The organism is Stenotrophomonas sp. AS1 (genome assembly GCF_048957655.1).
GTDB classification, from domain to species: domain Bacteria; phylum Pseudomonadota; class Gammaproteobacteria; order Xanthomonadales; family Xanthomonadaceae; genus Stenotrophomonas; species Stenotrophomonas bentonitica_A.
Genome location: NZ_JARVXM010000009.1, coordinates 372,015 through 397,565 on the forward strand (window position 1 = coordinate 372,015; position 25,551 = coordinate 397,565).

Below are 25,551 nucleotides of genomic sequence, written 5' to 3' on the forward strand. Positions count from 1 at the left end.
CGGCGTCACCGCTGCCAACAACGAAAAAGGCAGGCCTTGGGCCTGCCTTTTTCACACCCGGTCATCTCATCGCCGGCCCGGTGGCCGGCGCGATAGCTCAGCCCTTGCCCAGCACCGCATTGCGGCGGCCATAGGCGAAGTAGGCGATCAGGCCCACGACGTTCCACGCCAGGAAGTACAACTGCGTGGTGCTCGGCAGGCTGAAGAACAGGTACACGCAGCCGATCACCGCCAGCGGGCCGACCACGTAGGCCAGCGGCGTGCGGAACTTGCGCACGCGGTTGGGCTCGCGCTTGCGCAGCACCACCAGGCACAGGCCCACCGCGGTGAACGCGGCCAGCGTGCCGGCGTTGGCCAGTGCGGCGATTTCATCCAGGCGTGCCACGCCGGCCAGCGCGGCCACCAGCACCGCGGTGAACAGCGTGGTCGCGATCGGGGTGCCGGTGCGCGCGCTGACCTTGGACAGGCCACGCGGCAGCAGGCCATCGCGCGACATGACGAAGAAGATGCGGCTCTGGCCATACAGGAAGGCCAGCAGCACGGTCGGCAGGGCGATCACCGCCGCCGCGCCGATCCACTTGGCCGCGCCCGGGCTGCCCAGTTCGCGCAGGATCAGCGCCAGCGGCTCGGCGCTCTGGCCGAAGATCGTGTAGCTCATCGCACCCACGGCGGCCAGCGCCACCAGCACGTAGATGATGGTGCAGCCGACCATCGAGCCGATGATGCCGATCGCCAGGTCGCGCTCGGGTTTCTTGGTTTCTTCGGCCGCGGTGGAGATCGCATCGAAGCCGTAGAACGCGAAGAAGATGATCGCCGCGGCCGCCATCACTCCGCGCTCGACGCCATCGGCGCCCAGCGACTTGACGAAGCCGAACGGCATGAACGGCTCCATGTGGCCGGTATCGAAGTGCGGCAGGGCGATCGCCACGAACACGGTCAGCGCGATGATCTTGACCACCACCAGCACCGCGTTGAGCGTCGCACTCTCCTTGGTCCCGGCCATCAGCATGCCGGCCACCAGGAAGGTGATCAGCACGGCCGGCAGGTTGATGAAGCCGCCTTCCACGTGCGGGCCGGCGGTGAGCATCAAGGGCAGGTCGATGCCCCAGCCGTGCAGGAAGCCGACCGCGTAGCCGGACCACCCCACCGCCACCGTGCTGACCACCAGCGAGTACTCCAGGATCAGGCTCCAGCCCACCACCCAGGCCACCATCTCGCCGAGCGCGGTATAGCTGTAGGTGTAGGCGCTGCCGGCGGCCGGCATCATCGTGGCCAGTTCGGCATAGGACAGCGCCGCGCAGGCGCAGACCGCGCCGGCGATGGCAAACGAGATCAACACCGCCGGCCCGGCCAGGTTCGCGCCGACACCGATCAGGGTGTAGATGCCGGTGCCGACGATCGCGCCGATGCCCAGCGCGATCAGGTGCGGCCAACTCAGGGTCGGGATCAGTTGCCTGCCGGCTTCATGGACGGTGACAGTGTCTAGGGACTTGCGCCGGAGCAATGACATGGGGCCTCGCGGTGGATGACTGTGAACGACAAGTCTGCGAGTTTTACCGAACGCGGCGCAGCATTACTACTGCCAAGCGTCGTAAGCGGCCGCACGGTCGCCATGACTGGGGCGAAGGTGACGAAACCAGCACAAAGTCCTGGCACTCATCACAGTGGCATCCGGTATCGGCCACGGCACCGGTATCGTCGCCGAACGCGGTCTGGCGGCCGCGCACGCTGCTGGCCGCATCGGCCGGATCGAGCCTCCCGATCCGGCCGGTGGATCTCAGCGGTTCAATGTCGCCATCGCCGCGGGGGCATAGCGCGGGCCGGCGGCGGCATTGGCCGGGAAGAGGGCGTCGATGCGGGCCAGCTCGTCGGCGCTGAGCTGCACCTGCAGCGCGCCCAGGTTCTCGTCCAGATACGCCAGGCGCTTGGTACCCGGGATCGGTACCAGGTCCTCGCCCTGCGCCAGTACCCAGGCCAGGGCCAGCTGCCCGGGGCTCACGCCCTTGGCGTTGGCCATCGCCGTAACCGCATCGACCAGCGCCAGGTTGCGGTCGAAGTTCTCGCCCTGGAAGCGCGGCGATTGGCGGCGGTAGTCATCGGCGTCGAAATCGGCCGGGCTGCGGATCGCGCCGGTCAGGAAGCCACGGCCCAGCGGCGAGTACGGCACGAAGCCGATGCCGAGCTCGCGCACCGTCGCCAGCACGCCGTTGTCTTCCGGATCGCGCGACCACAGCGAGTACTCGGTCTGGACCGCGGTGATCGGATGCACCGCATGGGCGCGGCGGATCGTGCCGGCCGAGGCTTCGGACAGGCCGAGGAAGCGCACCTTGCCCTGCTCGACCAGGCGCGCCATTGCGCCCACGGTGTCTTCGATCGGTACCTCGCCGTCCACGCGGTGCTGGTAGTACAGGTCGATGTGGTCCACGCCCAGCCGCTGCAGGCTGGCCTCGCAGGCGGCGATCACGTACTCGGGGCGTCCATCGACGCTGCGTGCGGCGGTGTCGCTCGGCTCCAGCTTGATGCCGAACTTGGTCGCCAGGAACACTTGGTCGCGGCGGTCTGCGATCGCCTTGCCCACCAGCACCTCGTTGGTGTGTGGGCCGTACATGTCGGCGGTGTCGAGCAGGGTGACGCCGCGCTCCAGCGCGCGGTGGATGACCGCGGTGGCGTCGGCATCGCTGCCGCGGCCGCCATAGAAGGCGCTCATGCCCATGCAGCCCAGGCCGAGCGCGGAAACGGTGGGGCCATCATGGCCAAGGGTGCGGGTCTGCATGAAGTACTCCGGGGGAAGGGAAGGAACAGGACCAGCATCCTCCTGCGGACTATGTGGATAAACTGGCCGCTCCTGCATCATCCTTGAAGCCAGCCTTCACAATGAGTGCCCAGCGCCCCCTGCCCGCCGTCGTCGCCTTCGCCCGCGTCGCGCACCATGCCAGCTTCACCCGGGCCGCCGATGAGCTGGGGGTGTCGCCCTCGGCGCTCTCCCAGACGGTCCGCGCGCTGGAGGCGCACCTTGGCGTGCGGCTGCTGCAGCGGACCACGCGCCGGGTCGGCCTGACCGAGCAGGGCGCCCGTTTCCTGGCGCAGGTGCGCGAGGGCCTGGCCCGCATCGATGCGGCCTTCGAGGATCTGGACCAGCAGCGCGATGTGCCCGCCGGGAAGCTGCGCATCAACGTGCCGCGAATCGCCGCCGAACTGCTGGTGCTGCCCCACCTGCCCGGTTTCCTGGCGCGTTACCCGCAGATCGAGGTGGAGCTGTTCGTGGAAACCGCGCTGACCGATCTGGTCGCCGGCGGTTTCGACGCCGGCATCCGCTTGGGCGAAAGCCTGGCGCGCGGCATGATCGCGGTGCCGATCGGGCCACTGGAGCGTCAGGTGGTGGTGGCCACCCCGGCGTACCTGGCCACGCACGGCGTGCCCGCGACCCCGGCGGATCTGGTCGCCCATGAGTGCATCGTGCACCGGCTCAGCACGGGCCGGCGGATGGCATGGGAGTTCACCCGCGACGGTCGCGATTTCGAGGTCGAGGTCGCCGGGCGGCTGGTGTTCAACGATGCCGGCCTGATCCAGGCGGCGGTGCGCAAAGGGGTGGGGCTGGCGCAGGGGTTCGAGGCGCTGTACGCCGGCGACGTGGCGGCCGGCCGCCTGCAATGCGTTCTGCAGGACTGGCAGGAGCCGTTCGCCGGCTTCCATCTGTACTACCCGGCGCGCGAGCAGATGGCGCCCAAGCTGCGGGTGTTCATCGATTACCTGCGCGAGGCGATGCGGCGCTGACGCCGGCGGGTCAGCGCACCGGGGAAAGCAGCGCGCCGGCCCAGCCATCCAGCGGTGGATGACCCTGTGGATAGATCACCTGCGTATCCTCGGGGAAGCGCTTGCAGCACAGCACGCCGCGCGCATCGAACACCCGCCAGCCCTGGGCGGCGGCTTCGGCCCGCGCGATGCGATCGCGAAGCGCGAGCATCAGGCTGGCCTGGCAGTCGAACAGGCAGGCGCGCAGTTCCACCCGGTCCACCGGGTGCAGGCCGGCGAGGATGCGGGTGACGGCCGGGTGGGCCAGATCGATGCGGCGGGTGTGCATGCCGAGCAGGCGCTCGTCATGGCCACTGAGGTGCTGCACGAAGTAGATCGGGGCGGCCATCGGATCCTCGCGACACGGCGATGGCGCCGATTGAACACTGCCCCGGGACACGGGGGAATCTCAACGTTTGAATGAAACGCAACCGTCGCGATGACGGCGTCTATCTGCAGCCGAACGCGACGCGCGCTGTCGCGGCACGCCGACAGACGGCGGCCAAGGCCTCAGCCGCTGACGCCCAAGCGCACACCGAACCCGATCAGGAACACCCCCGCCACCCGCCTCAGCCAAAGCCCCACACGCGGGTGCTGGAGAATCCGACGGCGCAGCAGGTTGCCCACCCCGATCAGCACCGAGCAGTACGCCAGCCCCATGACGAAGATGATCAGTGCCATGGTCGCGAACGTCACCACGCCCTGGTGGCGTGCCGGATCGATGAACAGCGGCAGGAAAGCCATGTAGAAGATGATCGCCTTCGGGTTGAGCAGGTTGATCAGCACCGCCTGGCGGAAGTAGTGGCCCGGCGTGAGGCGGATCCCGCCTTCCTCGCCCTGGGCGCGCGGCTGGCGCAACAGGCCGATGCCGATCCATACCAGGTAGGCCGCGCCCAGGTACTGCACCGCGTGGAACACCAGCGGGTTGGCCTTGAGCAATGCAGCCACACCGGCCACCGCCAGCCACATCAGGATCTGATCGCCCAGCAGCAGGCCGAACAACGCTGTGTAACCGCCACGCGCGCCGCCGCGGCCGGTGGCGGTGAGCAGGGTGAACGTGCCCGGGCCCGGCAGGGCCAGGAACACCAGCACGGCAGCAACAAAGGTCCACAGATCCTGGATGCCCATCCACGGCATGGCGGCGACTCGACAACGGGGGAGAGGCATTGTCCGGCAGCCGCGCCCCGGGCGATAGCGTCAGCGCGCGCCGTCCGGCAAGCCGGCCAGCAGGGGCTGCAGCCGTTGTTCGAACATCGCATGCAGCTGGCGGATCGCCGGGGAGAACTGCTTGCGGTGCGGGCACACCAGGTTCAACGGCAGGCTGTCGCCGGCCCCGCCCAGCAGCACCTGCAGGCGCCCGGCCTGGACGTCGGCGCAGATATCCAGCCATGACTTGAACACGATGCCTTGCCCGGCCACCGCCCAGCGGCGGACCACGTCGGCATCGTCGCAGACCATGTTGCCGCGCACCGGGATCACCGTGCGCCGGCCATCGGCCTCGAAGCTCCAGCGGTCATACGCACGCCCGGCCAGCTGGTAGAGCAGGCAGTGGTGCTCCTTCAACGCGTCCAGGCTGTCCGGCGTGCCGTGCCGGGCCAGGTAGTCCGGTGAGGCGGCCAGCACCCGCCGGTTGCCGGGCAGCAGGGGCAGGGCGACATAGCTGGCGTTGTCGAACCGGCCCAGGCGGAAGGCGATGTCGACCGGATCGCGGAACACATCGGCCACCTGGTCGGACAACTGCAGGCGCAGCTGCAGCTTAGGGTGCGCGGCGCGGAACTCGGTCAGCCACGGCAGCAGCAGGTTGCGGCCCAGGTCCGATGGCGCCGCCACCTGCAGCGTGCCGCGCAGCTCGGCATCCTCGCCACGCACCCGGGCTTCGCCCTCGCGCAGCGCAGCCAGCACCTCCTGCGCGTAGGGCAGATACAGCGCGCCCTCGGCGGTCAGGCGCAGGCTGCGGGTGGAGCGCACGAACAGGCGCAGGTCCAGCTCGCGCTCCAGCCGCGCCACCGCCGCCGCGACCTGGCCGGGTAGAAGGTCGGCCTCGCGCGCGGCGTTGGAGAAGCTGCCCAGCGCCGCCGTTCGGACGAACAGGGCGAGATCGTCAAACCGGACCATTTTCATTCCTGGAGTGAAAGTGCTGCCCGATTTTGCGCCTTTCTCCGCTTGGCCGTGAAGCGCAGTCTGTCCGTCTTCCCCAACGGATCTTCCCCCATGAAAGCCGTCGCCTATACCCAGCATGGCCTGCCGATCAGCGACCCCGCCGCGCTGGTGGACCTCACCCTGCCGATCCCCACGCCTGGCCCACGCGACCTGCGGGTCCAGGTCCGGGCGATCTCGGTGAACCCGGTCGATACCAAGGTCCGCAACGGCGTGGCGGTGACCGAGCCGCGCGTCCTCGGTTTCGACGCGGTCGGCATCGTGGATGCGGTCGGTGACGAGGTGACGCTTTTCCAGCCCGGCGATGCGGTCTTCTATGCCGGTGCGATCGGCCGTGCCGGCAGCAACGCCGAGTACCAGCTGGTGGACGAGCGCATCGTCGGGCACAAACCGTCGAGCCTGGATGACGCTGCCGCCGCGGCGCTGCCGCTCACCGCGATCACTGCCTGGGAGCTGCTGTTCGACCGCCTGCGCATCCCCGAGAACGGCGGTGAAGGCCAGACCCTGCTGGTGATCGGCGCGGCCGGTGGCGTCGGCTCGATCCTGGTCCAGCTGGCCCGCCAGCTGACCCGCCTGACCGTGATCGGCACCGCCTCGCGCCCGGACACCCAGGACTGGGTCTACGCGCTGGGCGCGCACCATGTGATCGATCATACCCAGCCGCTGGGCGAAGGCCTGCAGCGCCTGGGGATCGCCGAGGTCAGCCACGTCGCCAGCCTGACCCATACCGACCAGCACTACGACCAGATCGTCGCCGCGCTCGCCCCGCAGGGCCAGCTGGCGCTGATCGACGACCCGGGCCAGCTCGATGTGATGGCACTCAAGCGCAAGAGCCTGTCGCTGCACTGGGAATCGATGTTCACCCGCTCCAGCTTCAACACCCCCGACGTGCAGCGCCAGCACGAGCTGCTCGAACGCGTTGCGGCGCTGATCGATGCCGGCGTACTGCGCACCACGCTGGGCGAGCACTACGGCCGCATCAACGCCGCCAACCTGCGCCAGGCGCATGCCCTGATCGAAAGCCACCGCGCCCGCGGCAAGCTCGTGCTTGAAGGTTTCTGACGCAGCCAATGAGACCGCCGCGGCCTACACTTGCCGCATGCAAACCGAATTCCTCATTCTCGGCGCCCTGGTGTGTGCCGTCCTCGTGCTGCAGCTGCTCGCGCTGCTGCGGCGTTCCGGCCATGGCGACCTCGAACAGAGCCTGCGCGAGGAGGCCCGGGTCGGCCGCAGCGAACTGCGCGAGCAGCTCGAAGGCCTGGGCCGCCAGCAGGATGCCCGGCTGGAAAGCTTCGCGCGCGCGCTGACCGATCTGTCCACCCGTACCGATCAGCGCCTGGACCTGTTGCGCGACGCGCTGGGTGAAGACGCGCGCAAGGCCCGCGAGGAAAGCACGCTCAGCCAGCAGCGCACCGGCGAGCTGCTGGCGCTGCGCATGCAGGACGTGCGCGCGCAGCTGGAAGCGTTCGGGCACCAGCAGCAGGCGCGCATCGAAGCGTTCGGCCAGCAGCTGGTGGAACTCACCACCCGCACCGACAGCCACATGGCCGCGCTGCGCCAGGCCTTGGCCGACGATGCACGCCTGGGCCGCGAGGAAACCGGGCAGTCGCAGCAGCGCCTGGCCGAATCGCTGGGCCTGCGCCTGCAGGAGATGACCCAGCGCAACGAGCAGCGCATCGGCGAGATGCGCGCCACGCTCGAGCAGCAGCTCAAGAGCCTGCAGAGCGATAACGCCGAAAAGCTCGACCAGATGCGCGTGACCGTCGACGAGAAGCTGCAGACCACGCTGGAAACCCGCCTGGGTGCTTCGTTCCAGCTGGTCTCCGAACGACTGGAGCAGGTCCAGCGTGGCCTCGGCGAAATGCAGCAGCTGGCCACCGGCGTGGGCGACCTCAAGCGGGTGCTGACCAACGTCAAGAACCGTGGGAGCTGGGGCGAAGTGCAGCTGGACAACATCCTCGAGCAGACGCTGACCCAAGAGCAGTACGGGCGCGGCGTCAAAGTGCGCCCGGACAGCAACGAGATCGTGGATATCGCGGTGCGCCTGCCGGGCCGTGGCCACGAAGACACCCCGGTGTGGCTGCCGATCGATTCCAAGTTCCCGCGCGAAGATTACGAGCGCCTGCTCGATGCGCAGGAACAGGGCGATGTCGAAGGGGTGCGCGTGCAGGGCGCGCAGCTGGAGCGCGCGATCCGCATCCAGGCCAAATCGATCTGCGACAAGTACATCGCCCCGCCGCACACCACTGATTTCGCGGTGATGTTCCTGCCGACCGAAAGCCTGTACGCCGAAGTGATCCGCCGCCCCGGCCTGATCGACCTGCTGCAGCGCGACCACCGCGTGGTGGTGGCCGGCCCGACCACCGTCACCGCGCTGCTCAACAGCCTGCAGATGGGCTTCCGCACGCTGGCCATCGAACAGCGCTCCAGCGAAGTGTGGGGCCTGCTCGGTGCGGTCAAAAGTGAGTTCGGCAAGTTCGCCGGCATCCTGGAAAAAGCCGAGAAGCAGATCAGCACGGTGGGCCGCAGCCTCGGTGAAGCCAGCCGCAAGACGCGCACCATCGAGCGCCGCCTGCGCAGCGTGGAAACGCTCGGCAGCGAACAGACCCAGGACCTGCTCGGCGACATGAGCGGCGAGGACGAGGACGTGGCCGGCGACGAGACCAGCGCCGCGCAGGAGTGAGCGCCGACGCCATGCATGCAGGCGATCACGCATGCTGCGCGGCACACGCTCTGCCCTGTCTCTTTTCCGCCTTCCAAGGAACGCCGATGCGCCTGACCCTGATGCTGTCCCTCCTGCTCGCCCTGGCCGGGTGCAGCAGTACGCCACCTGCCGACACCGCGGCGACCACCTCCGCCACACCGAGCGCCGCCGCATGCACCGCCGCCGGTGGCAGCCTGCAGCCGCTGGGCCGCCTGCAGCGCGTGCAGTGCGTGGTGCCCTACGCCGATGCCGGCAAGGTCTGCAGCGCCAAGGCCGACTGCAGCGGCCAATGCCTGGCCACGAGCGATGTCGCGCCGGGAACGGCCGCGCGCGGCGTCTGCCAGCGTGATGTCAGCCAGAACTTCGGCTGCCGCCAGCGCATCGATGGCGGCGTGGCACTGGGCACGATCTGCGTCGACTGAGCTTCCCGCGGCACGGCTATGCTGTGCCTCCCCTGATCCAACGCAAGGAACCTGCCGTGAGCCAGACCGTCTACGACATCCCCGTCACCACCATCGAAGGTCAGCCGACCTCGCTGGCCGATTACCGCGGCAAGGTGCTGCTGGTAGTCAACGTCGCCTCCAAGTGCGGCCTGACCCCGCAGTACGAAGGTCTGCAGGCGCTGTACGCCGACAAGCAGGCCGCCGGCCTGGAAGTGCTGGGCTTCCCGGCCAACAACTTCCTGGCCCAGGAACCGGGCAGCGAAGCGGACATCCAGCAGTTCTGCCAGCTCGAATACAACGTCAGCTTCCCGATGTTCGCCAAGATCAGCGTGGCCGGTGAGGACACCCATCCGCTGTATCAGCAGCTGACCGCCGCGCAGCCGAGCGCCACCGGCGAAGGCCCGATGCGCGAGAAGCTGCAGGGCGCCGTGGCCAAGTACCCCGAGCTGGTGGTCAATGCCGCCCCGGGCGTGCTGTGGAACTTCGAGAAGTTCCTGATCGGCCGCGATGGCCAGGTCATCGCGCGCTTCGCCCCGGACGTGCCGGCTGACGATGCCCGCCTGGTGGCCGCGATCGACGCCGCGCTGGCGGCCTGATCGGCTGACGCGGGAACAAAAAAAGCCCCGCTTCGGCGGGGCTTTCTCGTGGGGGATCAGTTACCCCAGTTCGGCATCGGCATCGCATCGACCGGAATCGGGGCGTCCGGATCGTCCTTGCCGCGCGCATGCTTGCCACGCAGGTCGTTCTCGATCTGGTAGTTGCGGCGCTGCAGCCATGCATCGCGCACGAGCGAATACTCGTCCACGGCGTTGTCGCGCATGTCATCGACCGCCAGCAGCTGCGAACGCATGTCCACCAGCTGCAGGCCCTGCAGGCCGATGCGGATCTTGTCCTCTTCGATCGTGCGGATCGGCGAGAGCGGCATGTCGCCGGCCAGGCCGAACACATCGCGCACGGTACGCGGGCCGAAGAACGGCAGCTCCACGTAGCGCGAACGGCGCCAGCCCCACGTGCCCAGGGTCTGACCGAAGTCTTCCTTGCGACGCGGCACCATGGCCTTGCTGGCCGGATCGAACAGCCCGCCGATACCCAGCGTGGAGTTCATCAGGAAGCGGCCCAGGCTGTCCCAGGCATCGTCCGGACGGCCCTGCAGCAGCTGGTTGGTGATCGTCACCGGTGCGCGCAGGTTGCTGAAGAAGTTGCTTACGCCGGTGCGGGCGAAGCGCGGCACCACATTGGTGTAGGCCACCGCCAGCGGGCGTGCGACCGCACGGTCGACCACGTTGTTGAAGCTGTGCACCTTGCGGTTGAACGGTTCCCACGGATCGTACGGGGTGCCGCTGGGCTCGGTGCCATCCGCGCTCGGGGCGGGCCCGCCGTACAACGCAGCGAAGTCGTCCTCGGCGTTGGTCGGCGCGGTGCCGGCCGTGGCCGGGGCCGCCGCTGGGTCGGTACCGGCCTGCGCGGCCGGGGCCGTGCTGTCGGCGACGGCGTCGGCGTCGGCCGGTACCACGGGCGTGTCGGCCACATCGGCCACCGGTGCCGCCGCAGGGGCGACCTCGACGCTGACCGGTGCGCTGTCGCGTGCGGGTTTGCCGGCACAGGCGCTCAGGGCCAGCGCCAGCACGAGGAGGGGGAGGGTGCGTATGACGTTCATGTCAGCTCGCCGCAGAAAGGGCATGGAAATCCAGGGTGGGTGCCAGCCGGTAGGCGGCACTGAGGTCGGTGAAACCGTCCGGGCTGCCGATGATCGTCGGCGCGGTCCCGTTTGCACGCAGGCGTGCGGCCAGCTCGGCCAGCAGGGCCAGGCCGGCACTGTCCAGCTTGCTCACCGCCGCCAGATCCAACTGCTGCACGCCGTCCAGCGCGGCCAGCGAGGGCCACAGGGCCGTCACCGCCGCGCGGTCGAGCACCCCGCTGAACACCAGCGAGGCACCGTTGCGCTGCACGCTGGCGCTGTTACTTGCCACGCGGGGCCTGCCCGGCCTGCATGCTGCCGTTGCGCAGTTCGGTGGCGACCTGCTGGATCGACTTCTGGCGCAGCGGGGCGTCGAACTGGGTCTTGAAGGTCTGCACGTAGGAGATGCCTTCGATCATCACATCGAAGATCTTCCACTGGCCGTTGACGTTGCGCATCAGGTAGTCGACCGGGGTCGGCTCGTTGCCGGCGCGGATCAGCTCGGTGGACACGCGCACGCCGCGGTTGCCCGGCAGCGGCGACTCGCTCTTCAGGCGGAAGGTCGGCTTGCCCTGGATCTCGAGCAGGGCCGAACCGTAGCGCTGCATCAGGTTGTCGGCCATCGCATCGGCGAACAGCTTGACGTCGGCATCGGAGGCGCCGCGGCCGTGCACGCCCAGCACCAGGCGGGCGGCGTAGTCGCGGTCGAAGGTCTTGTTGAGCTCGCTGTTGATGAAGTCACGCAGCACCGCCGGGTTGGCCCGGAACTCGGTGCGGCGCTGCTGCAGCGAGGTCAGGATGCGGGTGCTGGCGTCCATCACCGCCTTGCTGGCCTGGCCCTGCTGGGCGGCAGCGGCAGCGGGAGCGGCCTGGGCGAAGGAGAGCGAGGGCGTGGCGGCGAGCAGGGCCGAGGCCAGCAGCGCCGGGATCAGGGTCTTTTTCATGGTTGCGGTTCCGTTGCAGGCGCAGGCGCGCCGTTGCCATCGTGGGAGTCAGCGCCACCGGTATTGGCCGGACCGCTGAACATGTACTTGCCGACCAGCTGGAGCAGGTCCACCGCCGGCTGGGTGAAGACGATCTCGTCGCCGGACTTGAGCACATCCGGGTCACCGCCCGGCTGCAGACCGATATAGCTCTCGCCGAGCAAACCGCTGGTGAATATGCCGGCCGAGGTGTCGGCCGGCAGATCCTTGAACTTGCCGTCCAGCTTGAGGGTCACGATCGAGTCGAACTTCTGGGGATCCAGTTCGATGCCCGAGACCTGGCCGATGGTCACGCCGCCGATCTTGACCGGCGCCTGCTTGCGCAGCTGGCCGATCTGGGTGAAGCGCGCCTTGAGTTCGTAGCCGCTGCCGCCGGTGCCCCACCGTTGATTGGTGGAGGCCACGGCCAGCACCAGCAGCGAGGCCAGCGCCAGCAGCAGGAACGCGCCGACGGAAAATTCGAGTCTGGGACCGCGGATGGCCATGGGATATCTCACTGTTCTTTGTCAGGTGCCTGGACAGGTGTCCGGGCGGGAAGTCTTTGCGTACTCAAGCGGGGGTGCTGGCCAGGGACAACGGCCGTACCGACCAACGGTCGGTACCTACTGGAACATCATGGCGGACAGCACGAAGTTGAAGACCAGCACCAGCAGCGAGGCGTTGACCACCGCGCGCGTGGTGGCGACCGACGTGCCTTCGATCGTGGGTTCGGCATGGAAGCCGACATAGGAAGCGACCAGGGCCGCGGTGCCGCCGAAGATCGCCGACTTCAGCATCGCCACACCGAAGTCGTCCCAGAAGTCCACGCTGTTGCTCAGCGCCGACCAGAACACGCCGTTGTCCAGGCCGAGCACATGCACGGCCTCGAAGTAGCTGGCACTGATCGCCAGCGAGCAGAAGATGCCGGTCAGCAGCGGCACGGTCAGCACCGCCGCCCAGAAGCGCGGGGCGACGACCTTGGCCACCGGGTCGATGGCCATCAGCTCCAGCGCCTTGATCTGGTCGGTGGCGCGCATCAGGCCCAGTTCGGCGGCGATCGAGCTGCCGGCGCGGCCGATGAACAGCAGTGCGGTCAGCACCGGGGCCAGTTCGCGGTACAGCGAGAGGCCAAGCAGCGTGGACAACGCATCGGCGGCGCCGAAGGTGGTGAGCGTGCGGTAGCCCTGCAGGGTCAGCACCAGGCCCACGAACGCGCCGCCTACGGCAATGATCGGCAGCGAACGTGCACCGATCTTGTAGATCTCGCGGGTCAGCTCGGCAAGGAAATCGGCGGTCGGCAGCGAGCCGCGCAGTACCGTCAGCGAGAACAGGCCGGCGCGACCGAGCGAGCGGGTAGCGTCAACGAACGGCATCAGGCAACCCTCGCACGTGGTGCGGCATCGAAGGGGATCGGGCCGTCCGGCTCACCATGCAGGAACTGCCGCAGCAGCGGGTCCTGGCTGGATTCAAGTGCGGCCGGGCTGCCCTGGAATACGATGCCGCCGTTGGCGATGGCGATCACCTGGTCGCAGATCGGCAGGGTCTCGTGCACGTGGTGGCTGACGATGATGCTGGTCAGCCCCAGGCTGTGGTTGAGGCGCTGGATCAGGCTCATGATCACGCCCGAGGCGATCGGGTCCAGCCCGGTCAGCGGCTCGTCGTAGATCATCAGCGGCGGGTCGAGCGCAAGCGCACGGGCCAGGGCCACACGCCGCGCCATGCCGCCGGACAGCTCGCGCGGCCAGGCATCGGCAGCGGCCAGCAGGCCCACTGCGTGCAGCTTCATCTGCACCAGGCGGCGCAATACGGGCTTCGGCAGGCGGGTATGGGTGCGCAGTGGCAGGGCCACGTTCTCGGCGACGGTCAGGTCGGTCAGCAGCCCATTGCCCTGCAGCAGCACGCCCACGCTCTTGCGCATCTCCAACAGCGCGCGTGCGCCGGTCGGAATGGGCTGGCCGAACAGGGTGACCTCGCCGGCCACCGGGCGCAGCTCACCGGTCAGCGCCGCCAGCAGCGTGGACTTGCCACTGCCCGACGGGCCAAGCACGGCGGTGATGCTGCCGCGCGGAACGGTCAGCGAAACGTCGCGCAGGATCGTACGTCCGCCGCGGTCGATGCGGACGTTGGACAACTGCACCAGACTCTCTTCGGAAACCGTCATGGGCGCCATTAACAAAATTCCAACGTTGTAAGATCGTGGTGAACGGCTGAACATAACCGAACTGGACCGTGCAGTATTGTCGCACGGGCGGGTGAGGGCAGTGCCGCGGCGGGCATGCCGTCACCTGCAACACAGCGTGTCGGGCCGGTGGTGGCCCGCGCCTTTTCCCGTCCGCACCGCCAGCAGCGCTGCGTTCGTGCGTCGGCTACGGCACACTCCTGCGATGACCGACGCTGCTTCAGACTTTCGCCTGTACCACTCCAACTCGCTCGATGTGCTGGCCGCGCTGCTTGCCACGACGCTGCGCACGCCGGTGCCGGGCCAATCCATCCTGGTGCCGGAGGTGGTGCTGATCCCGCAGGTTGCGATGCGCCGCTGGCTGCAATCGACCCTGGCGGCCGAGTATGGCATTGCCGCCAACCTCGAGTTCCTCACGCCGGGTGAGCTGGTCGCCCGCGCCCTCAATGCCAACGTGCCCGGGGAACATGACGATCTCAATGCCGAGGGGCTGCGCTGGCGGTTGTATGCCGCCCTGCGAGACCCGGTGTTGATGGCGCAGCCGCCGATGGCGGCGCTGCAGGCGTATCTTTCCGCGGCCGATCCGCTCAAGCCATGGGCGCTGGCGGCCGAACTGGCCTCGGTGTTCGAGAAGTACCAGGCGTGGCGTCGCGATTGGCTGCTGCGCTGGGACGCGGGCGCAGCGCCGAACGACCCGCAGGCGATCCTGTGGCGGCGCATCGCCGGCGGCGAGCAGTACCGTGCGCGCCGCATCGATGCCTACCTGGCCCGCTTCGAGGGTGCCGGGCAGCCGTTGCCGCAGGGCCTGCCGACGCGCGTGTTCGCCTTCGCCACCCTCAACATCTCCCCGGACGTGCTGCGGGTGCTGGCCACCCAGGCGCGGGTCGGCACGATGCACTTCTATCTGCCCACACCGACCCAGGCCTATTGGGGTGATCTGCAAACGCTGGGCGAGAAGCTGCGCAGCGGCGCGCCCGATCCGTTCGGGGAGGCGGCGGGCGAGAACCGCCTGCTGCAGGCCTGGGGCGCGGCGGGTCGCGATTTCATGGCGGTGCTGGGCAGCTACGAGGTCGTGCACCCCTCCGGTGAGATCGCCGCGTACGACGATCCCGAAGAGGATGCGCGCCCGGACATGGCCGACGGCGGGCTGTCCGACAGCCTGCTGCACCGCCTGCAGCGCGATCTGTTCCACCGCCGCGGGCAGCCGGCGGGGGAGCTGCGCGAGGGGCTGCGCTACGACGACCCCAGCCTGCAGGTTCATGCCTGCCACACCCGCCTGCGCGAACTGCAGGTGCTGCATGACCAGCTGCGCGGCCTGCTGCAGGATCCGCGCTTCGATCCGCCGCTGCAGGCGCGCGACATCGCGGTGCTGGCACCGGACATCGATCCCTACGTGCCATACCTGGAAGCGGTGTTCGGCGGCCGCAGCGGCGGCGATGACCACATTCCCTATGCGCTGGCCGATACCAGCCCGCTGGCCGGCGAGCCGTTGGCCGATGTGTTCGTGCACCTGCTCGGGCTGCCGGTCTCGCGCTTCGGATTGAACGAAGTGCTCGATCTGCTCGCCAGTGCACCGTTGGCGGACGCCGCCGGCCTCGATGCCGCGGCGTTCGACCGCCTGCACGACTGGCTGCAGGCCGCCGGCGCGCGCTGGGGGCTGGATGCGGCCCATCGCGGCCGGCATCAGGCCCCGGTGGACGATGCGTTTACCTGGCAGTTCGCGCTGGATCGCCTGCTGCTCGGCCACGCCAGCGGCAGCGACGGCGATATCGCCGGGGTCGCGCCATGGCCGGAGCTGGAAGGCAGTGCGCTGGACGCGCTGGACCGCCTGCTCGGCCTGCTGCGCGTGCTGGCGCGCTACCAGCGGGCGCTCGGTGAGGCCATGTCGCCCGGGCAGTGGCGGCAGCGCCTGCTGGCCCTGATCGATGCGCTGCTGCCCGAACCGCCGCAGGCGGCCAGCAGCCAGCGCGCGCTGGAGCGCCTGCGCAAACTGATCAACGAGTTCGCCCGCGATGCGGAGACCGCCGGCTTTGAAGGCGACGTGCCACCGGAGGTGCTGCGCGCCCATTTCGCCGGCGTGCTCGCCCAGGCCGATACGCGTGCACCGCTGTTGACCGGTGGCGTCAGCTTCGGCCGGATGGTGCCGATGCGCCTGCTGCCGTTCCGGGTGATCTGCGTGCTTGGCCTGAACGATGGCGACTTCCCGCGCCGCGACCCGGCCGCCGGCCTCAACCAGCTCACCGCCGAGCTGGGCACCGACAAGCGCCGGCATGGCGACCGCTCGCTGCGCGAGGATGATCGCTTCCTGTTCCTGCAGCTGTTCGCCTCGGCGCAGGACGTGTTCTACCTGAGTTATCTGGGCGCCGATCCGCGCGATGGCAGCGTGCGCGAACCCTCGGTGCTGGTCAGCGAGCTGATCGATGCCGCGGCCGAGTACCACCTGGATCCCCCGGCGGCGGCGCGCAGGATGACCGTGCGCCATTCACTGCAGCCGTTCGCTCCGGCAGCGTTCGGCGGGGGCGAGGAGCCACGGCGTTTCAGCTATCGCCGCCAATGGCACCCCGCCGCCGGCTCGCTCGGCGGTGCACGTCGCGCGCTGGCGCCGTGGTTCGCCACGCCGCTGCCGCCGATGGAGAGCAGCGCTGCCAAGCCGGAACTGAGCGTGGATGCGCTGCGTCGTTTCCTCACCGATCCGGCCAGCCAGTTCCTCTCGCAACGGCTCGGCCTGCGCCTGCCCGATGACGTGGACAACGCCGACGACGTCGAGCCGCTGGTGATGGCCGCGCGCGGCGGTGACACGGTGCTGCTGCAGCAGGCCGTGATCGAGGCCACCCTCGGGCAGGACGACACGCCGCTGTACCCACGGCTGCGTGCGCGGGCGCTGCTGCCCTCCGGCGCCCTGGGCGAACGGCAGTTCGCGCTGCTGCAGGCCCAGACCGAGCCTTACGCGCAGGCGCTGGCCCAGTGGCAGGCCGGTACCACGGCCGACAGCCGCCGCTACGAAGTGGATATCGACGGGGTTCGCCTGCACGGCCGCGTGGACGGAGTACATCCGCACGGGTTGGTGCGCCTGCGCCCGGGTCCGCTCAACGGCCGTGCCGCGATCCGCCAGGGCCTGGACTGGCTGCTGGCCAATGCCGCCGGCGATGTCTTGCCGCTGGTGCAGTTCCACGAGGCAGGCGATGACGGGCTGGGTCCGCACACGCTGCCGCCGCTGGGCGCCGAGCGCGCGCAGCAGGTGCTGCGTCGCCTGCTGCAGCTGCGCAGCGAAGGGCTGCGCGCGCCGCTGCTGTACGGCCCGTCCACCGGCTGGGTGCTGTACACCGCCGCCGAGGCCAGGCGCGAGGCCGAGGGCCGCGCCAAGTGGCACGGCAGCGACCGCACCTGGGGCGAGTCCACCGGCGCCGGCTACCAGCTCGCGCTGCGCGGCCACGACCCCTTCGCCAGTGCCGACAGTTACCGGCAACTGCTGCACAACAGCTTCGTGGTGTTCACCGCGGTGCGCGAAGGCCGGGTGTTCCCGGGCTTTGACGAGCAAGGAGCCCTGCGATGACCGACCACGACCTGCTCAATGATCCCTACCTGGCGCTGCCGCTGGACGGCGTGCGCCTGATCGAGGCCAGCGCCGGCACCGGCAAGACCTTTACCCTGGCCACGCTGTTCACCCGGCTGGTGGTGGAGAAGGGATGGCGCATCGGCCAGATCCTGGCCGTCACCTTCACCGATGCCGCGACGCAGGAACTGCGCAAGCGCATCCGCGAACGGCTGGCCCTGGCCGCACAGCTGGTCGAGCGGGTGCCGACCGATCAGGACACTCCCGATGTCGCGTTGACCCGGGTGATCCTGCAACGCCAGCTCGCCCTCGGTGAAGAGACACCCGCCGCGCTGGCACGCCGGCTCCAAACCGCCGCCGACGAGATCGACCTCGCCTCGATCTTCACGATCCACGGCTTCTGCACCCGGGTACTGCGCGAACATGCGCTGGAGAGCGGGCACACCTTCGATCCGCCGACGCTGCTGCCAAGCGAACGCGAGCTGCACGAAGAACTCGCCGCCGACCTGTGGCGCGTGCATGCCAACGACCCGGCCACGGTCGATGCGCTGACCTGGCTGTGGTCCTCGCCCGAGGCGCTGGCAGGCGATCTGTCCACGCTGATCAAGCCGTTGCCGCTGCTGCCAGCGCGGCCCACGCGTACCTTCGACGATCCCGCCCCGCAACTGCGGCTCACCGCGGCTGCGTTGGCCGAGGCGATCCAGACGCACGTCGAAGACGCCCAGGCGCAGATCGCCGTGGCCTTCGACCGCAAGATCTTCGACGGCCGTCGTGCCAAACGGCCGAGTTTCGACAAGGCCTTCGGCGAGCTGTTGGCCGGCCGCAGCGCGCAGCACTGGCCGCGTGGCGACAAGAGCCACCTGGGCAAACTGCTGCCGGTGCAGCTGCTGGCCTTCTGCAAGGACGGCATGGAAGGCCAGTGCCCGGCCTCGCCACTGTTCGATGCGCTGCAGCGCTGGTGGCATGCCGCCGATGCGCGCGAGCAGTGGCTGCGCCAGCAGGCCACCGCGTTCCTGCATGATCTGCGCGACGAAGCGCGTGCGCGGCTGGCCGAGCTCAAGCGGATCGGCCGCGTGCAGACCTACGATGACCTGATCGATGGCGTTGCCGATGCCCTGGAAGGCCCGCACCGCGCCACCCTGGTGCAGCAGCTGCGCGCGCAGTATGCGATCGCGCTGGTGGATGAGTTCCAGGATACCGATGACCGCCAGTGGGGCATTTTCCAGCGTGTGTTTGGCGACTCGGAGGAGACCCGGGACGCGGGCCTGGCACCGGCGCTGTTCCTGATCGGCGACCCCAAGCAGGCGATCTACGGCTTCCGCGGCGGCGATATCCACACCTATCTCAAGGCCAAGCGCCAGGCCGATGCCGCGCCCGCGCTGGACCGCAATTTCCGCTCGCGTCCGGCGGTGCTGCACGCGATCGAAGCGCTGTACGCCAACGCCGGTGAGCGCGCCTTCCTCGAAGCCGACATCGCCTTCGAACCGGTGCACCCCGGCAGCACCCGGATGGATGCGGATTTCCTGCGCGACGGTCTCCCCGCACCTGGCCTGACCGTGCGCGTGCTGCACAACACCGAGGGCGGCGACCTCAAGGCCGATCCCTCGCGGCAGCAGGCCAGTGATGCCTGTGTGGCCGCGATCCACCAGATCCTCAGCGAAGCCCGGCAAGGGCGCGCGCTGCTGCGCGACGTGCCGGTGCAGCCCGGCGACATCGCGGTGCTGGTGCGCTCGCACAAGGAGGCCACGCGCATCCAGCAGGCGCTCGGTGCGGTAGGCATTCCCGCCGTCGCTGCGGGCAAGCAGAGCCTGTATGCCACGCCCGAAGCGCACGACCTGCGCCTGTTGCTGCTGGCGCTGCTGCAGCCGGCCGACGAAGGGCGGCTGCGCGCCGCACTGTCGACCGTGCTGCTCGGCGAAGATGCCGAGGCGATCGATGCGCTGGAGCGCGAAGGCGATGCGCAGCGCTCCTTCCAGGTGCGGCTGCTGGAATGGCGTGAGCGCTGGCAGCGCGGCGGCCCGTTCGCGGTGATCGCCGATCTCTGCGCCGAACACGCCGAGCGCCTCCTGGGCCTGCTGGATGGCGAGCGCCGCCTGACCAACTACCTGCAGCTGGGTGAACTGCTGCAGCAGGCGGCCGGGCAGACGCTGGGCATGCACGGCCTGCTCGACTGGCTGCAGGTGCAGATGGCGCATGCCGACCAGAACGACGAACAGCAGCTGCTGCGCCTGGAATCGGATGCGCGCCGCGTGCAGATCATCACCCTGCACAAGAGCAAGGGGCTGGAGTATCCGCTGGTGTTCCTGCCGTTCGTCGGCATCGGGGGTGGCGCACCGAACACCGAGGCCAACTGCACGGTGTACGCCAACGGCCGCCGCGAGCTGCACTGGAAACTGGACAAGGACGACAGCTGGAATGCGGCCAGCACGCGCAGCACCCAGGAACAGGACGCCGAAGACGCGCGCCTGCTCTACGTCGGGCTGACCCGGGCCGAGCACGCCCTGTGGATCGCCGCCGGTGATCTGGCCGGGCTGGCGAAGACCCGCCTGGCACCGATGCTGTCGGACCTGGAAGCGCTGCGTGCGCATCCGGACATCGCCGTGATCGAGGGCCCGGTGGAACCCCGCCCGGCGCAGCTCGCCTTCGAGCGCGACGGCGAACTGCCACCGGTCCGCGCGCTGACCCGCCGCGTGCCGCACGACTGGTGGGTGTACAGCTTCACCCAGCTGGCGCATGCCGACGCGGGCCACGACACCGATGCGGCCGCGACCGAAGTGCCGGCACCCGCAGCCGATGAGCCGGCCGGCGTGGACCTCACCCTGGAAGCAGAACAACCGGCCGTGGCCAGCGAAGAGAGCGACCCGCGCTTCATGGGCAGCCGCTTCGGCAACGTGCTGCACGATGCGCTGGAAAACACCGACTTCGCGCAGTGGGGCGGCTGGCAGGCCGGCGAGACCGCACCCGGCGAGGAAGCCGAGGTCCTGCGCGCCTCGCTGCGCGCGGAAGGCTATGCCGAGGAAGACCTGGACGATGGCGTGGCCATGCTGACCGGGCTGGTCGGCCAGACCCTGACCGTGCCCCTGCCGGAAGGCGGCGCACTGCACGACCTGCCGGCCGATGCACGCCGTGCCGAGATCGAGTTCCACTTCGCGATGCAGCCGACCGCCGTTCCAGCGCTGCTGAGCCTGCTGCACGCGCACGGGCTGGTGCGTGACCGCCATGGCTTCGGCACCCGCCGGCGGCTGGAGGGGCTGATGACGGGCAAGATCGATCTCACCTACGTGCGTGCGGACCGCTGGTACGTGCTCGACTACAAATCCAATCGCCTGCCCGGCTACGACGCGGCCCGGCTGGCCAGCGCCATGCAGCACAGCGAATACGACCTGCAGGCGCTGATCTACACCGTCGCGTTGCACCGGTGGCTGCGTTTCCGGCTGGGCGCGCAGTACGACTATGCGCGCGACATGGGCGGTATCCGCTATCTGTTCTGCCGCGGCCTGGATGCCCGCCGCGACGACAGCCCGGGCCTGTATGCGCATCGCTTCGATCCGGCCCTGGTCGATGCCCTGGATGCCCTGTTCGCCGGGGGCGAACACGCCCAGGCACGCATGGCCGCGCGTGCACGGGGGGAGGCATGAGCCTGCTCACCACGCTGTACCGTGGCAACGTGCTTCGCACGCTGGACCATGCCCTGGCGCAGAGCCTGCGCAGGCTGCGCCCTGACACGCCCGACGCGGTGCTGGTCGGTGCCGCACTGGCCTCGCTGGCGGTCTCGGAAGGACACGCCGGCCTGGATCCGACCCAGCCGCAGCGCCTGATCGAGGTCGATGTCGACTGGCCGGCACCCGAGGCGTGGTTGGCGCAGCTGCGGGCGTCGCCGTGGGTGGAGGTACCCGGCGCGGAGGACGTGGTCGCTGGCGATGCGCCGCTGGTGCTGGAGAACGGCCTGCTCTATCTGCGTCGCTACCGCGAATACGAACGTCGGCTTGCCGAGGGCCTGCAGCGCATCGCCACGCATCCGCTGCCCGACGCCGATCCCGGCACCCTGGCCCCGCTGTTCGGCCAACTGTTCCCGCAGGCCCACGATGGGATCGATCACCAGGCCCGCGCCGCGGCCGTCGCGCTGCGCCATCCACTGGTGCTGGTGACCGGCGGCCCCGGCACCGGCAAGACCACCACCATCGCGCGGCTGCTGGTGCTGCTTGCCGCACAGGCGGTGCAGGTCGACCAGGCATTGCCACGGGTCGCGCTGGCCGCGCCCACCGGCCGCGCCGCCGAGCGCATGGCCGAGAGCCTGCGCCTTGCCGTGCAGCGGCTGCGCCTGGTGGGCATCGCACCGGCGCTGTGCGACGCGATGCCGAGCACCGGCACCACCCTGCATCGCCTGCTCGGGGTGATCCCGGATTCGCCACGCTTCCGGCATCACGCCGACAACCCGCTGCCGTACGACGTGGTGGTGGTGGACGAGGCCTCGATGATCGACCTGCCGCTGATGACCAAGCTGGTCGAGGCGGTCGCCGATGGCACCCGGCTGGTGCTGCTCGGCGATCCGGACCAGCTGCCCTCGGTGGAAGCCGGCGATGTGCTCAGCGCGATCCTGCGTGCCAGCGGCGATGGCCTGGGTACCCAGGCTGACGATGCCCAGGCGCTGCGCGCGCTGCTCGCCCCCGATGCCCTGCAACCGCTGGCACCGCCACGCCGGTTCGCCGGTCGGCGCGTGCAGCTGCAGCGGGGCTACCGGCAGACCGACGCGCTCGATCTGGCACCGCTGGCGCATGCCGTGCGCGACGGCAACAGCGCCACCGCGCTGGCACTGCTGAGGACGGGCACGCTGGCCGGTGTGCACTTCCACGAAGACCAGGGAGATCCGCTGCAGCATCACCGCGAGCAGCTGCTCGGGCATTGGCGCGGCCTCGGCGAAGCCGCCGATCCCGGCGCTGCGCTGGCCAATGCCGGCCGCATCCGCCTGCTCACCGCCGTGCGCGAAGGCCCACAGGGCGCGCGCGGGCTCAATGCCCGCATCGAAGCGCTGCTGGCAGGTGTGCCGCGGCCGGGCATGGCGCCGGGTTACTTCCACGGCCGGCTGCTGCTGATCACCGAGAACAGCTACCGGCACCGCCTGTTCAACGGCGACATCGGCATCTGCCTGATCGATCGCCACGGCAGCGTGACCGCGTGGTTCCCCGGCGAAACGCCGGATCAACCACGTGGCTTCCACCCGGGTGCATTGCCGGCGCACGAAAGCGCGTTCGCGATGACCGTGCACAAGGCGCAGGGCTCGGAGTTCGATGAGGTCTGGTTGCAGCTGCCGCGACGCGACAATCGCGTGCTGTCGCGCGAGCTGATCTATACCGGCATGACCCGCGCGCGGCAGGCGCTGCATGTGCTGGGCAGTGCGGAGGTGCTGGAGGCCGCATTGGCGCGGCACGCCAGCCGGCTGTCGGGTCTGGCTGCTCGCCTGCAGGGCCGCGAGGGGAACGCAGTGGCCGACGCCGTCGTGACGGCGCCGGCGCAGGGGCAGTTGTTCTAGCCCCGTGTCCGGTCTTACTCCGGAATCACCACGGTGCCATCGGGGAACACGATGGCGCCGTCACCGCTGACATCGAAGAAGCCCAGCTGGTGGGTGTTGGCCAGCACCTGCACCAGGCCGTGCGCGTTCTCGGCCACCTCGTCATCGAACGAGGCGTAGACCACGTGCTGGCCGATGCTGTAGTCGGTCACTTCCGGGCGGTCGTCTTCCTCATCGGACAGCGGACCGTCCATCGGCGGGTAATGCTCGGCGAGCGCGGCGAAGAACGCCTGCAGGGCCGGCACCGACACCTTCGGGTCGTCGTAATCGTGCGTCTCGTTCCACTCGGTCTGCGCGTCGTACCACTGCAGGAAGGCCTCGGCCTCGCGCGGGGCGACGGCGGGGTCGAACACCATCAGGTCGTAACTCATCGGGAATCACCTTGATCCATGCGCAAATGCATGCGTCAGGATAGCCCTGATCGGCGCGGACCGGCCGGCGCGCGCCGGGGCCGGTTCAGCGCGGCGCCGGCAGGCCCGGTGCTGCCGCGGCGGGGTCGGCGGCGGCCTCGATGACCGGTGCCTCGGGGAACAGCGCATAGCGCAGCCCGATCAACCCCATCAGGGCCTCGTCGCGGGCCTTGCCCGCCTCCACGGTCTGCACGCGCTTGAGCGAGGCCTCCAGCCGTGCCTGAAGCCCGGGCGGTGCCGGCAGGGGGCGGCGCTTGTCCACCTGCGCGCGGTAGTACGCGGCGATGTCGTCCAGGATGGCCTCGATCGCGGCCACGCTGGCCGGCGGCAGGCCGTGCCGGGAGCGGCGCAGCTGCAGGATGTTCAGGCCGATGCGCGCCTCGGTGAGCATGTCCACCGAGGCGATGTCGCTGCCTTCCGGCGTGGCTGCCAGGCGCGGTGCGAGCAGGCCGAGCAGATCCAGCATGCGCGCGGCGAACTGCTGGCGATCCTGCTGGCCGCGGCCCTCGGCCGCATCGGCCAGCGTGGTCCAGCCCTGGCGCACCAGCCGGCGCGCGGTCCACTCGGCACCCACCGAGCGGAACAGCCGGGTCATCACCACCGCAAAGCCGATGCCGATGAACATCGCCACGGCGGAGTTGATGAAGCTCTGGATGTTGGCGCTGTAGGTGTTCTGCACGTTCAGCAGCGCCACCAGGTTCACCGTCAGCGGCAAGCCGATCAACGCGGTCTTGGGCCGGTGCAGCAGCAGGCCCAGTGGCAGGAAGATCACCGCCAGCACCAGAGCCAGGCTGCCGAAGTCGTGCACGGCCGGGAAGATCCCGAACAGGTACACGCCGGCCACCAGGCTGGCCACGATGGCCCAGAGCAGGAAGGACAGCATGCTCGGTGCGGGATCATCCTGCGCGGCGAAGAACGCGGCGGCCACCGCGGCCATCATCGCGCCGTTGCCACCACCTTCCCAGCCCAGCCCGATCCACAGCACGCAGTAGGTCATCAGGGCGACACCGGCACTGGCCGCGGAGAACAGCGCCATGCCGTAGTCCACATGGCGCACGTGGTCCACGCGCTGGGTGCGCACGCGGTAGTGCGCGGTATCGCTCGGCGCGGTGCCGGCGTCGATGGCGGCGTGCAGGGTGGTGCAGTCCTGCCAGAGATCGACCAGCTCTTCCAGGCGCAGCAGCAGGGTGACCAGCAGCAGGTGATCCAGCTCGCCATCCACCGCCGGCTTGAGCGCGACGATGCGCGCGCGCAGCGTGGCGTAGGCGCTGGCACTGGAGCGGCCCGGCTGCTCCAGCCACTGCGCCAGATCGGCGATCAAGGGCTCCAGCCCCGGTGGCAGCGCGCGGCCACCCGCGCGCAGCGCACCGAGCCGGTCGGCGATCGAGGACAGCACCGGCAGCATCAGCAGCATGCGTTCGCGCAGGCGCTCCATCGAGACCGCCGCCCCGGCGTGGCGCGGGTCGTCGCGACGCATGAACTCGATCAGCGCTTCGAACTGGACCAGATCGGCGGCCAGGCGGTTGCGCGGTCCATGCGCGTGACCGCGCGAGAGGATCTGCCGGCACCAGTCGGCGGCATCGCCCATCCAGCTGCCGATCCGCGCGCGCAGCATCGGCCGCACCGAGGCGGGGAAGAACAGCGAGGCGAACAGTACCGCCACCACGGTGCCGAGGATGATCTCCTCGCTGCGCGCCACCACGGTGTCGAAGATGGTGTCCGGCGAGGTCACCGCCGGGAAGCCGATGAAGGCGGTGGTGTACCCGGCCAGCAGGAACGCGTAGCCGCGCGGGCCTCGGTTGAGCAGGGCGATGAACAGGCAGGTGGACAGCCACAGCGACATCGCCGCGCTCAGCAGCAGCGGGGTTTCCACCAGGTGCGGCAGCATCCACAGCGTGGCCGCACCGGCGATGAGGGTGCCGAGGATGCGGTAGGCGCCCTTGGCACGGGTCGGGCCGAGCATCGGCTGGGTCACGATGTAGACCGTGGCCATCGCCCAGTACGGGCGCGAGAGATTGCCGGCCAGCCCGATGTACAGCGCGGCCAGCGCCGCCAGGAAGGTCTTGACCGAGAACAACCAGGCCTGTCTGTCCAGCAGCAGCAT

The 25,551-nt window shown here is 69.5% G+C and carries 20 protein-coding genes and 1 pseudogene; 8 read left to right on the forward strand and 13 right to left on the reverse strand.

The features are described from left to right. Positions 1 to 97: 97 nt before the first annotated feature. Both PV764_RS18760 and PV764_RS18765 read right to left on the reverse strand, forming a co-directional pair. Positions 98 to 1,510 carry an amino acid permease gene (locus tag PV764_RS18760; RefSeq protein WP_019184038.1) on the reverse strand — a complete coding sequence of 471 codons (1,413 nt, stop codon included), beginning with the start codon at positions 1,508 to 1,510 and terminating at the stop codon, positions 98 to 100. Between the two features lie 267 nt (positions 1,511 to 1,777). Further along, positions 1,778 to 2,773 carry an aldo/keto reductase gene (locus PV764_RS18765; protein WP_284128597.1) on the reverse strand — a complete coding sequence of 332 codons (996 nt, stop codon included), beginning with the start codon at positions 2,771 to 2,773 and terminating at the stop codon, positions 1,778 to 1,780. 101 nt (positions 2,774 to 2,874) lie between these two features. Here PV764_RS18765 and PV764_RS18770 point away from each other — a divergent pair, with 101 nt between their 5' ends. Continuing rightward, positions 2,875 to 3,774, forward strand: coding sequence for a LysR family transcriptional regulator (locus PV764_RS18770; protein WP_421117267.1), 900 nt, complete (start codon positions 2,875 to 2,877; stop codon positions 3,772 to 3,774). A 10-nt stretch (positions 3,775 to 3,784) separates the two neighbouring features. On the opposite strand, the gene PV764_RS18775 is transcribed toward PV764_RS18770, so the two are convergent. The 3 genes and pseudogenes from PV764_RS18775 to PV764_RS18785 form a co-directional block, all read right to left on the reverse strand. Further along, the gene (locus PV764_RS18775) at positions 3,785 to 4,141 is read right to left on the reverse strand and encodes a hypothetical protein (RefSeq protein ID WP_019184035.1); all 357 of its coding nucleotides are present in this window, start codon (positions 4,139 to 4,141) and stop codon (positions 3,785 to 3,787) included. A gap of 161 nt (positions 4,142 to 4,302) precedes the next feature. Further along, positions 4,303 to 4,929, reverse strand: coding sequence for a leucine efflux protein LeuE (gene leuE, locus PV764_RS18780; RefSeq protein WP_019184034.1), 627 nt, complete (start codon positions 4,927 to 4,929; stop codon positions 4,303 to 4,305). 16 nt (positions 4,930 to 4,945) lie between these two features. After that, positions 4,946 to 5,913 (reverse strand): annotated as a pseudogene (locus tag PV764_RS18785) (LysR family transcriptional regulator); the annotation flags it as partial. Between the two features lie 90 nt (positions 5,914 to 6,003). Here PV764_RS18785 and PV764_RS18790 point away from each other — a divergent pair. The 4 genes from PV764_RS18790 (at position 6,004) to PV764_RS18805 (ending at position 9,692) form a co-directional block, all read left to right on the forward strand. Beyond that, positions 6,004 to 7,011, forward strand: coding sequence for a zinc-binding alcohol dehydrogenase family protein (locus PV764_RS18790; RefSeq protein WP_019184032.1), 1,008 nt, complete (start codon positions 6,004 to 6,006; stop codon positions 7,009 to 7,011). Positions 7,012 to 7,048: 37 nt separating this feature from the next. Then, positions 7,049 to 8,632, forward strand: coding sequence for a DNA recombination protein RmuC (gene rmuC / locus PV764_RS18795; RefSeq protein ID WP_019184031.1), 1,584 nt, complete (start codon positions 7,049 to 7,051; stop codon positions 8,630 to 8,632). Between the two features lie 86 nt (positions 8,633 to 8,718). Further along, positions 8,719 to 9,075, forward strand: a complete 357-nt coding sequence (locus PV764_RS18800; protein ID WP_019184030.1) for a hypothetical protein — start codon at positions 8,719 to 8,721, stop codon at positions 9,073 to 9,075. Positions 9,076 to 9,131: 56 nt separating this feature from the next. After that, positions 9,132 to 9,692 carry a glutathione peroxidase gene (locus PV764_RS18805; protein ID WP_261997932.1) on the forward strand — a complete coding sequence of 187 codons (561 nt, stop codon included), beginning with the start codon at positions 9,132 to 9,134 and terminating at the stop codon, positions 9,690 to 9,692. A 56-nt stretch (positions 9,693 to 9,748) separates the two neighbouring features. On the opposite strand, the gene PV764_RS18810 is transcribed toward PV764_RS18805, so the two are convergent. The 6 genes from PV764_RS18810 to PV764_RS18835 form a co-directional block, all read right to left on the reverse strand. Further along, positions 9,749 to 10,753 (reverse strand): VacJ family lipoprotein, encoded by a 1,005-nt coding sequence (locus tag PV764_RS18810; protein WP_421117268.1) that lies wholly within the window; start codon positions 10,751 to 10,753, stop codon positions 9,749 to 9,751. Position 10,754: 1 nt separating this feature from the next. Further along, entirely contained in the window at positions 10,755 to 11,066 is a 312-nt protein-coding gene (locus PV764_RS18815) for an STAS domain-containing protein (protein ID WP_019183996.1), read from the reverse strand. Further along, entirely contained in the window at positions 11,056 to 11,718 is a 663-nt protein-coding gene (locus PV764_RS18820; protein ID WP_019183995.1) for an MlaC/ttg2D family ABC transporter substrate-binding protein, read from the reverse strand. The genes PV764_RS18815 and PV764_RS18820 overlap by 11 nt, the downstream gene beginning before the upstream one ends. Beyond that, a complete protein-coding gene (gene mlaD, locus PV764_RS18825) occupies positions 11,715 to 12,242 on the reverse strand; it encodes an outer membrane lipid asymmetry maintenance protein MlaD (RefSeq protein ID WP_019183994.1) in 528 nt (175 codons plus the stop codon). Before mlaD ends, PV764_RS18820 begins: the two co-directional genes overlap by 4 nt. A 117-nt stretch (positions 12,243 to 12,359) precedes the next feature. Next, on the reverse strand, positions 12,360 to 13,109 hold the full coding sequence (locus PV764_RS18830; protein ID WP_019183993.1) for an MlaE family lipid ABC transporter permease subunit: 750 nt from the start codon (positions 13,107 to 13,109) through the stop codon (positions 12,360 to 12,362). After that, a complete protein-coding gene (locus tag PV764_RS18835; protein ID WP_019183992.1) occupies positions 13,109 to 13,897 on the reverse strand; it encodes an ABC transporter ATP-binding protein in 789 nt (262 codons plus the stop codon). The genes PV764_RS18830 and PV764_RS18835 overlap by 1 nt, the downstream gene beginning before the upstream one ends. A 223-nt stretch (positions 13,898 to 14,120) precedes the next feature. Between PV764_RS18835 and recC the strand changes: the two genes are divergently transcribed. Genes recC through recD form a run of 3 tightly spaced genes read left to right on the forward strand, consistent with a single transcriptional unit; the run spans position 14,121 to position 22,998 of the window. Then, a complete protein-coding gene (gene recC / locus PV764_RS18840; protein WP_421117269.1) occupies positions 14,121 to 17,468 on the forward strand; it encodes an exodeoxyribonuclease V subunit gamma in 3,348 nt (1,115 codons plus the stop codon). Next, positions 17,465 to 21,106 (forward strand): exodeoxyribonuclease V subunit beta, encoded by a 3,642-nt coding sequence (recB, locus tag PV764_RS18845; RefSeq protein WP_421117270.1) that lies wholly within the window; start codon positions 17,465 to 17,467, stop codon positions 21,104 to 21,106. Before recC ends, recB begins: the two co-directional genes overlap by 4 nt. Further along, positions 21,103 to 22,998, forward strand: coding sequence for an exodeoxyribonuclease V subunit alpha (recD, locus tag PV764_RS18850; RefSeq protein ID WP_421117271.1), 1,896 nt, complete (start codon positions 21,103 to 21,105; stop codon positions 22,996 to 22,998). The genes recB and recD overlap by 4 nt, the downstream gene beginning before the upstream one ends. Positions 22,999 to 23,012: 14 nt before the next feature. On the opposite strand, the gene PV764_RS18855 is transcribed toward recD, so the two are convergent. Both PV764_RS18855 and PV764_RS18860 read right to left on the reverse strand, forming a co-directional pair. Beyond that, the gene (locus PV764_RS18855) at positions 23,013 to 23,408 is read right to left on the reverse strand and encodes a hypothetical protein (RefSeq protein WP_088435243.1); all 396 of its coding nucleotides are present in this window, start codon (positions 23,406 to 23,408) and stop codon (positions 23,013 to 23,015) included. An 85-nt stretch (positions 23,409 to 23,493) separates the two neighbouring features. Continuing rightward, positions 23,494 to 25,551: an FUSC family protein gene (locus PV764_RS18860; RefSeq protein ID WP_421117272.1), complete on the reverse strand. Its 2,058-nt coding sequence runs from the start codon at positions 25,549 to 25,551 to the stop codon at positions 23,494 to 23,496.

Coding starts and splice junctions, on each gene's coding strand:
- PV764_RS18760 (WP_019184038.1), bottom strand. CDS start 1,510: ATGTCATTGCTCCGGCGCAAGTCCCTAGACACTGTCACCGTCCATGAA.
- leuE (WP_019184034.1), bottom strand. CDS start 4,929: ATGCCGTGGATGGGCATCCAGGATCTGTGGACCTTTGTTGCTGCCGTG.
- PV764_RS18835 (WP_019183992.1), bottom strand. CDS start 13,897: ATGACGGTTTCCGAAGAGAGTCTGGTGCAGTTGTCCAACGTCCGCATC.
- recD (WP_421117271.1), top strand. CDS start 21,103: ATGAGCCTGCTCACCACGCTGTACCGTGGCAACGTGCTTCGCACGCTG.
- PV764_RS18800 (WP_019184030.1), top strand. CDS start 8,719: ATGCGCCTGACCCTGATGCTGTCCCTCCTGCTCGCCCTGGCCGGGTGC.
- PV764_RS18855 (WP_088435243.1), bottom strand. CDS start 23,408: ATGAGTTACGACCTGATGGTGTTCGACCCCGCCGTCGCCCCGCGCGAG.
- PV764_RS18830 (WP_019183993.1), bottom strand. CDS start 13,109: ATGCCGTTCGTTGACGCTACCCGCTCGCTCGGTCGCGCCGGCCTGTTC.
- PV764_RS18775 (WP_019184035.1), bottom strand. CDS start 4,141: ATGGCCGCCCCGATCTACTTCGTGCAGCACCTCAGTGGCCATGACGAG.
- recC (WP_421117269.1), top strand. CDS start 14,121: ATGACCGACGCTGCTTCAGACTTTCGCCTGTACCACTCCAACTCGCTC.
- mlaD (WP_019183994.1), bottom strand. CDS start 12,242: ATGGCCATCCGCGGTCCCAGACTCGAATTTTCCGTCGGCGCGTTCCTG.
- PV764_RS18810 (WP_421117268.1), bottom strand. CDS start 10,753: ATGAACGTCATACGCACCCTCCCCCTCCTCGTGCTGGCGCTGGCCCTG.
- PV764_RS18765 (WP_284128597.1), bottom strand. CDS start 2,773: ATGCAGACCCGCACCCTTGGCCATGATGGCCCCACCGTTTCCGCGCTC.
- PV764_RS18820 (WP_019183995.1), bottom strand. CDS start 11,718: ATGAAAAAGACCCTGATCCCGGCGCTGCTGGCCTCGGCCCTGCTCGCC.
- recB (WP_421117270.1), top strand. CDS start 17,465: ATGACCGACCACGACCTGCTCAATGATCCCTACCTGGCGCTGCCGCTG.
- rmuC (WP_019184031.1), top strand. CDS start 7,049: ATGCAAACCGAATTCCTCATTCTCGGCGCCCTGGTGTGTGCCGTCCTC.
- PV764_RS18860 (WP_421117272.1), bottom strand. CDS start 25,551: ATGCTGCTGCTGGACAGACAGGCCTGGTTGTTCTCGGTCAAGACCTTC.
- PV764_RS18790 (WP_019184032.1), top strand. CDS start 6,004: ATGAAAGCCGTCGCCTATACCCAGCATGGCCTGCCGATCAGCGACCCC.
- PV764_RS18770 (WP_421117267.1), top strand. CDS start 2,875: ATGAGTGCCCAGCGCCCCCTGCCCGCCGTCGTCGCCTTCGCCCGCGTC.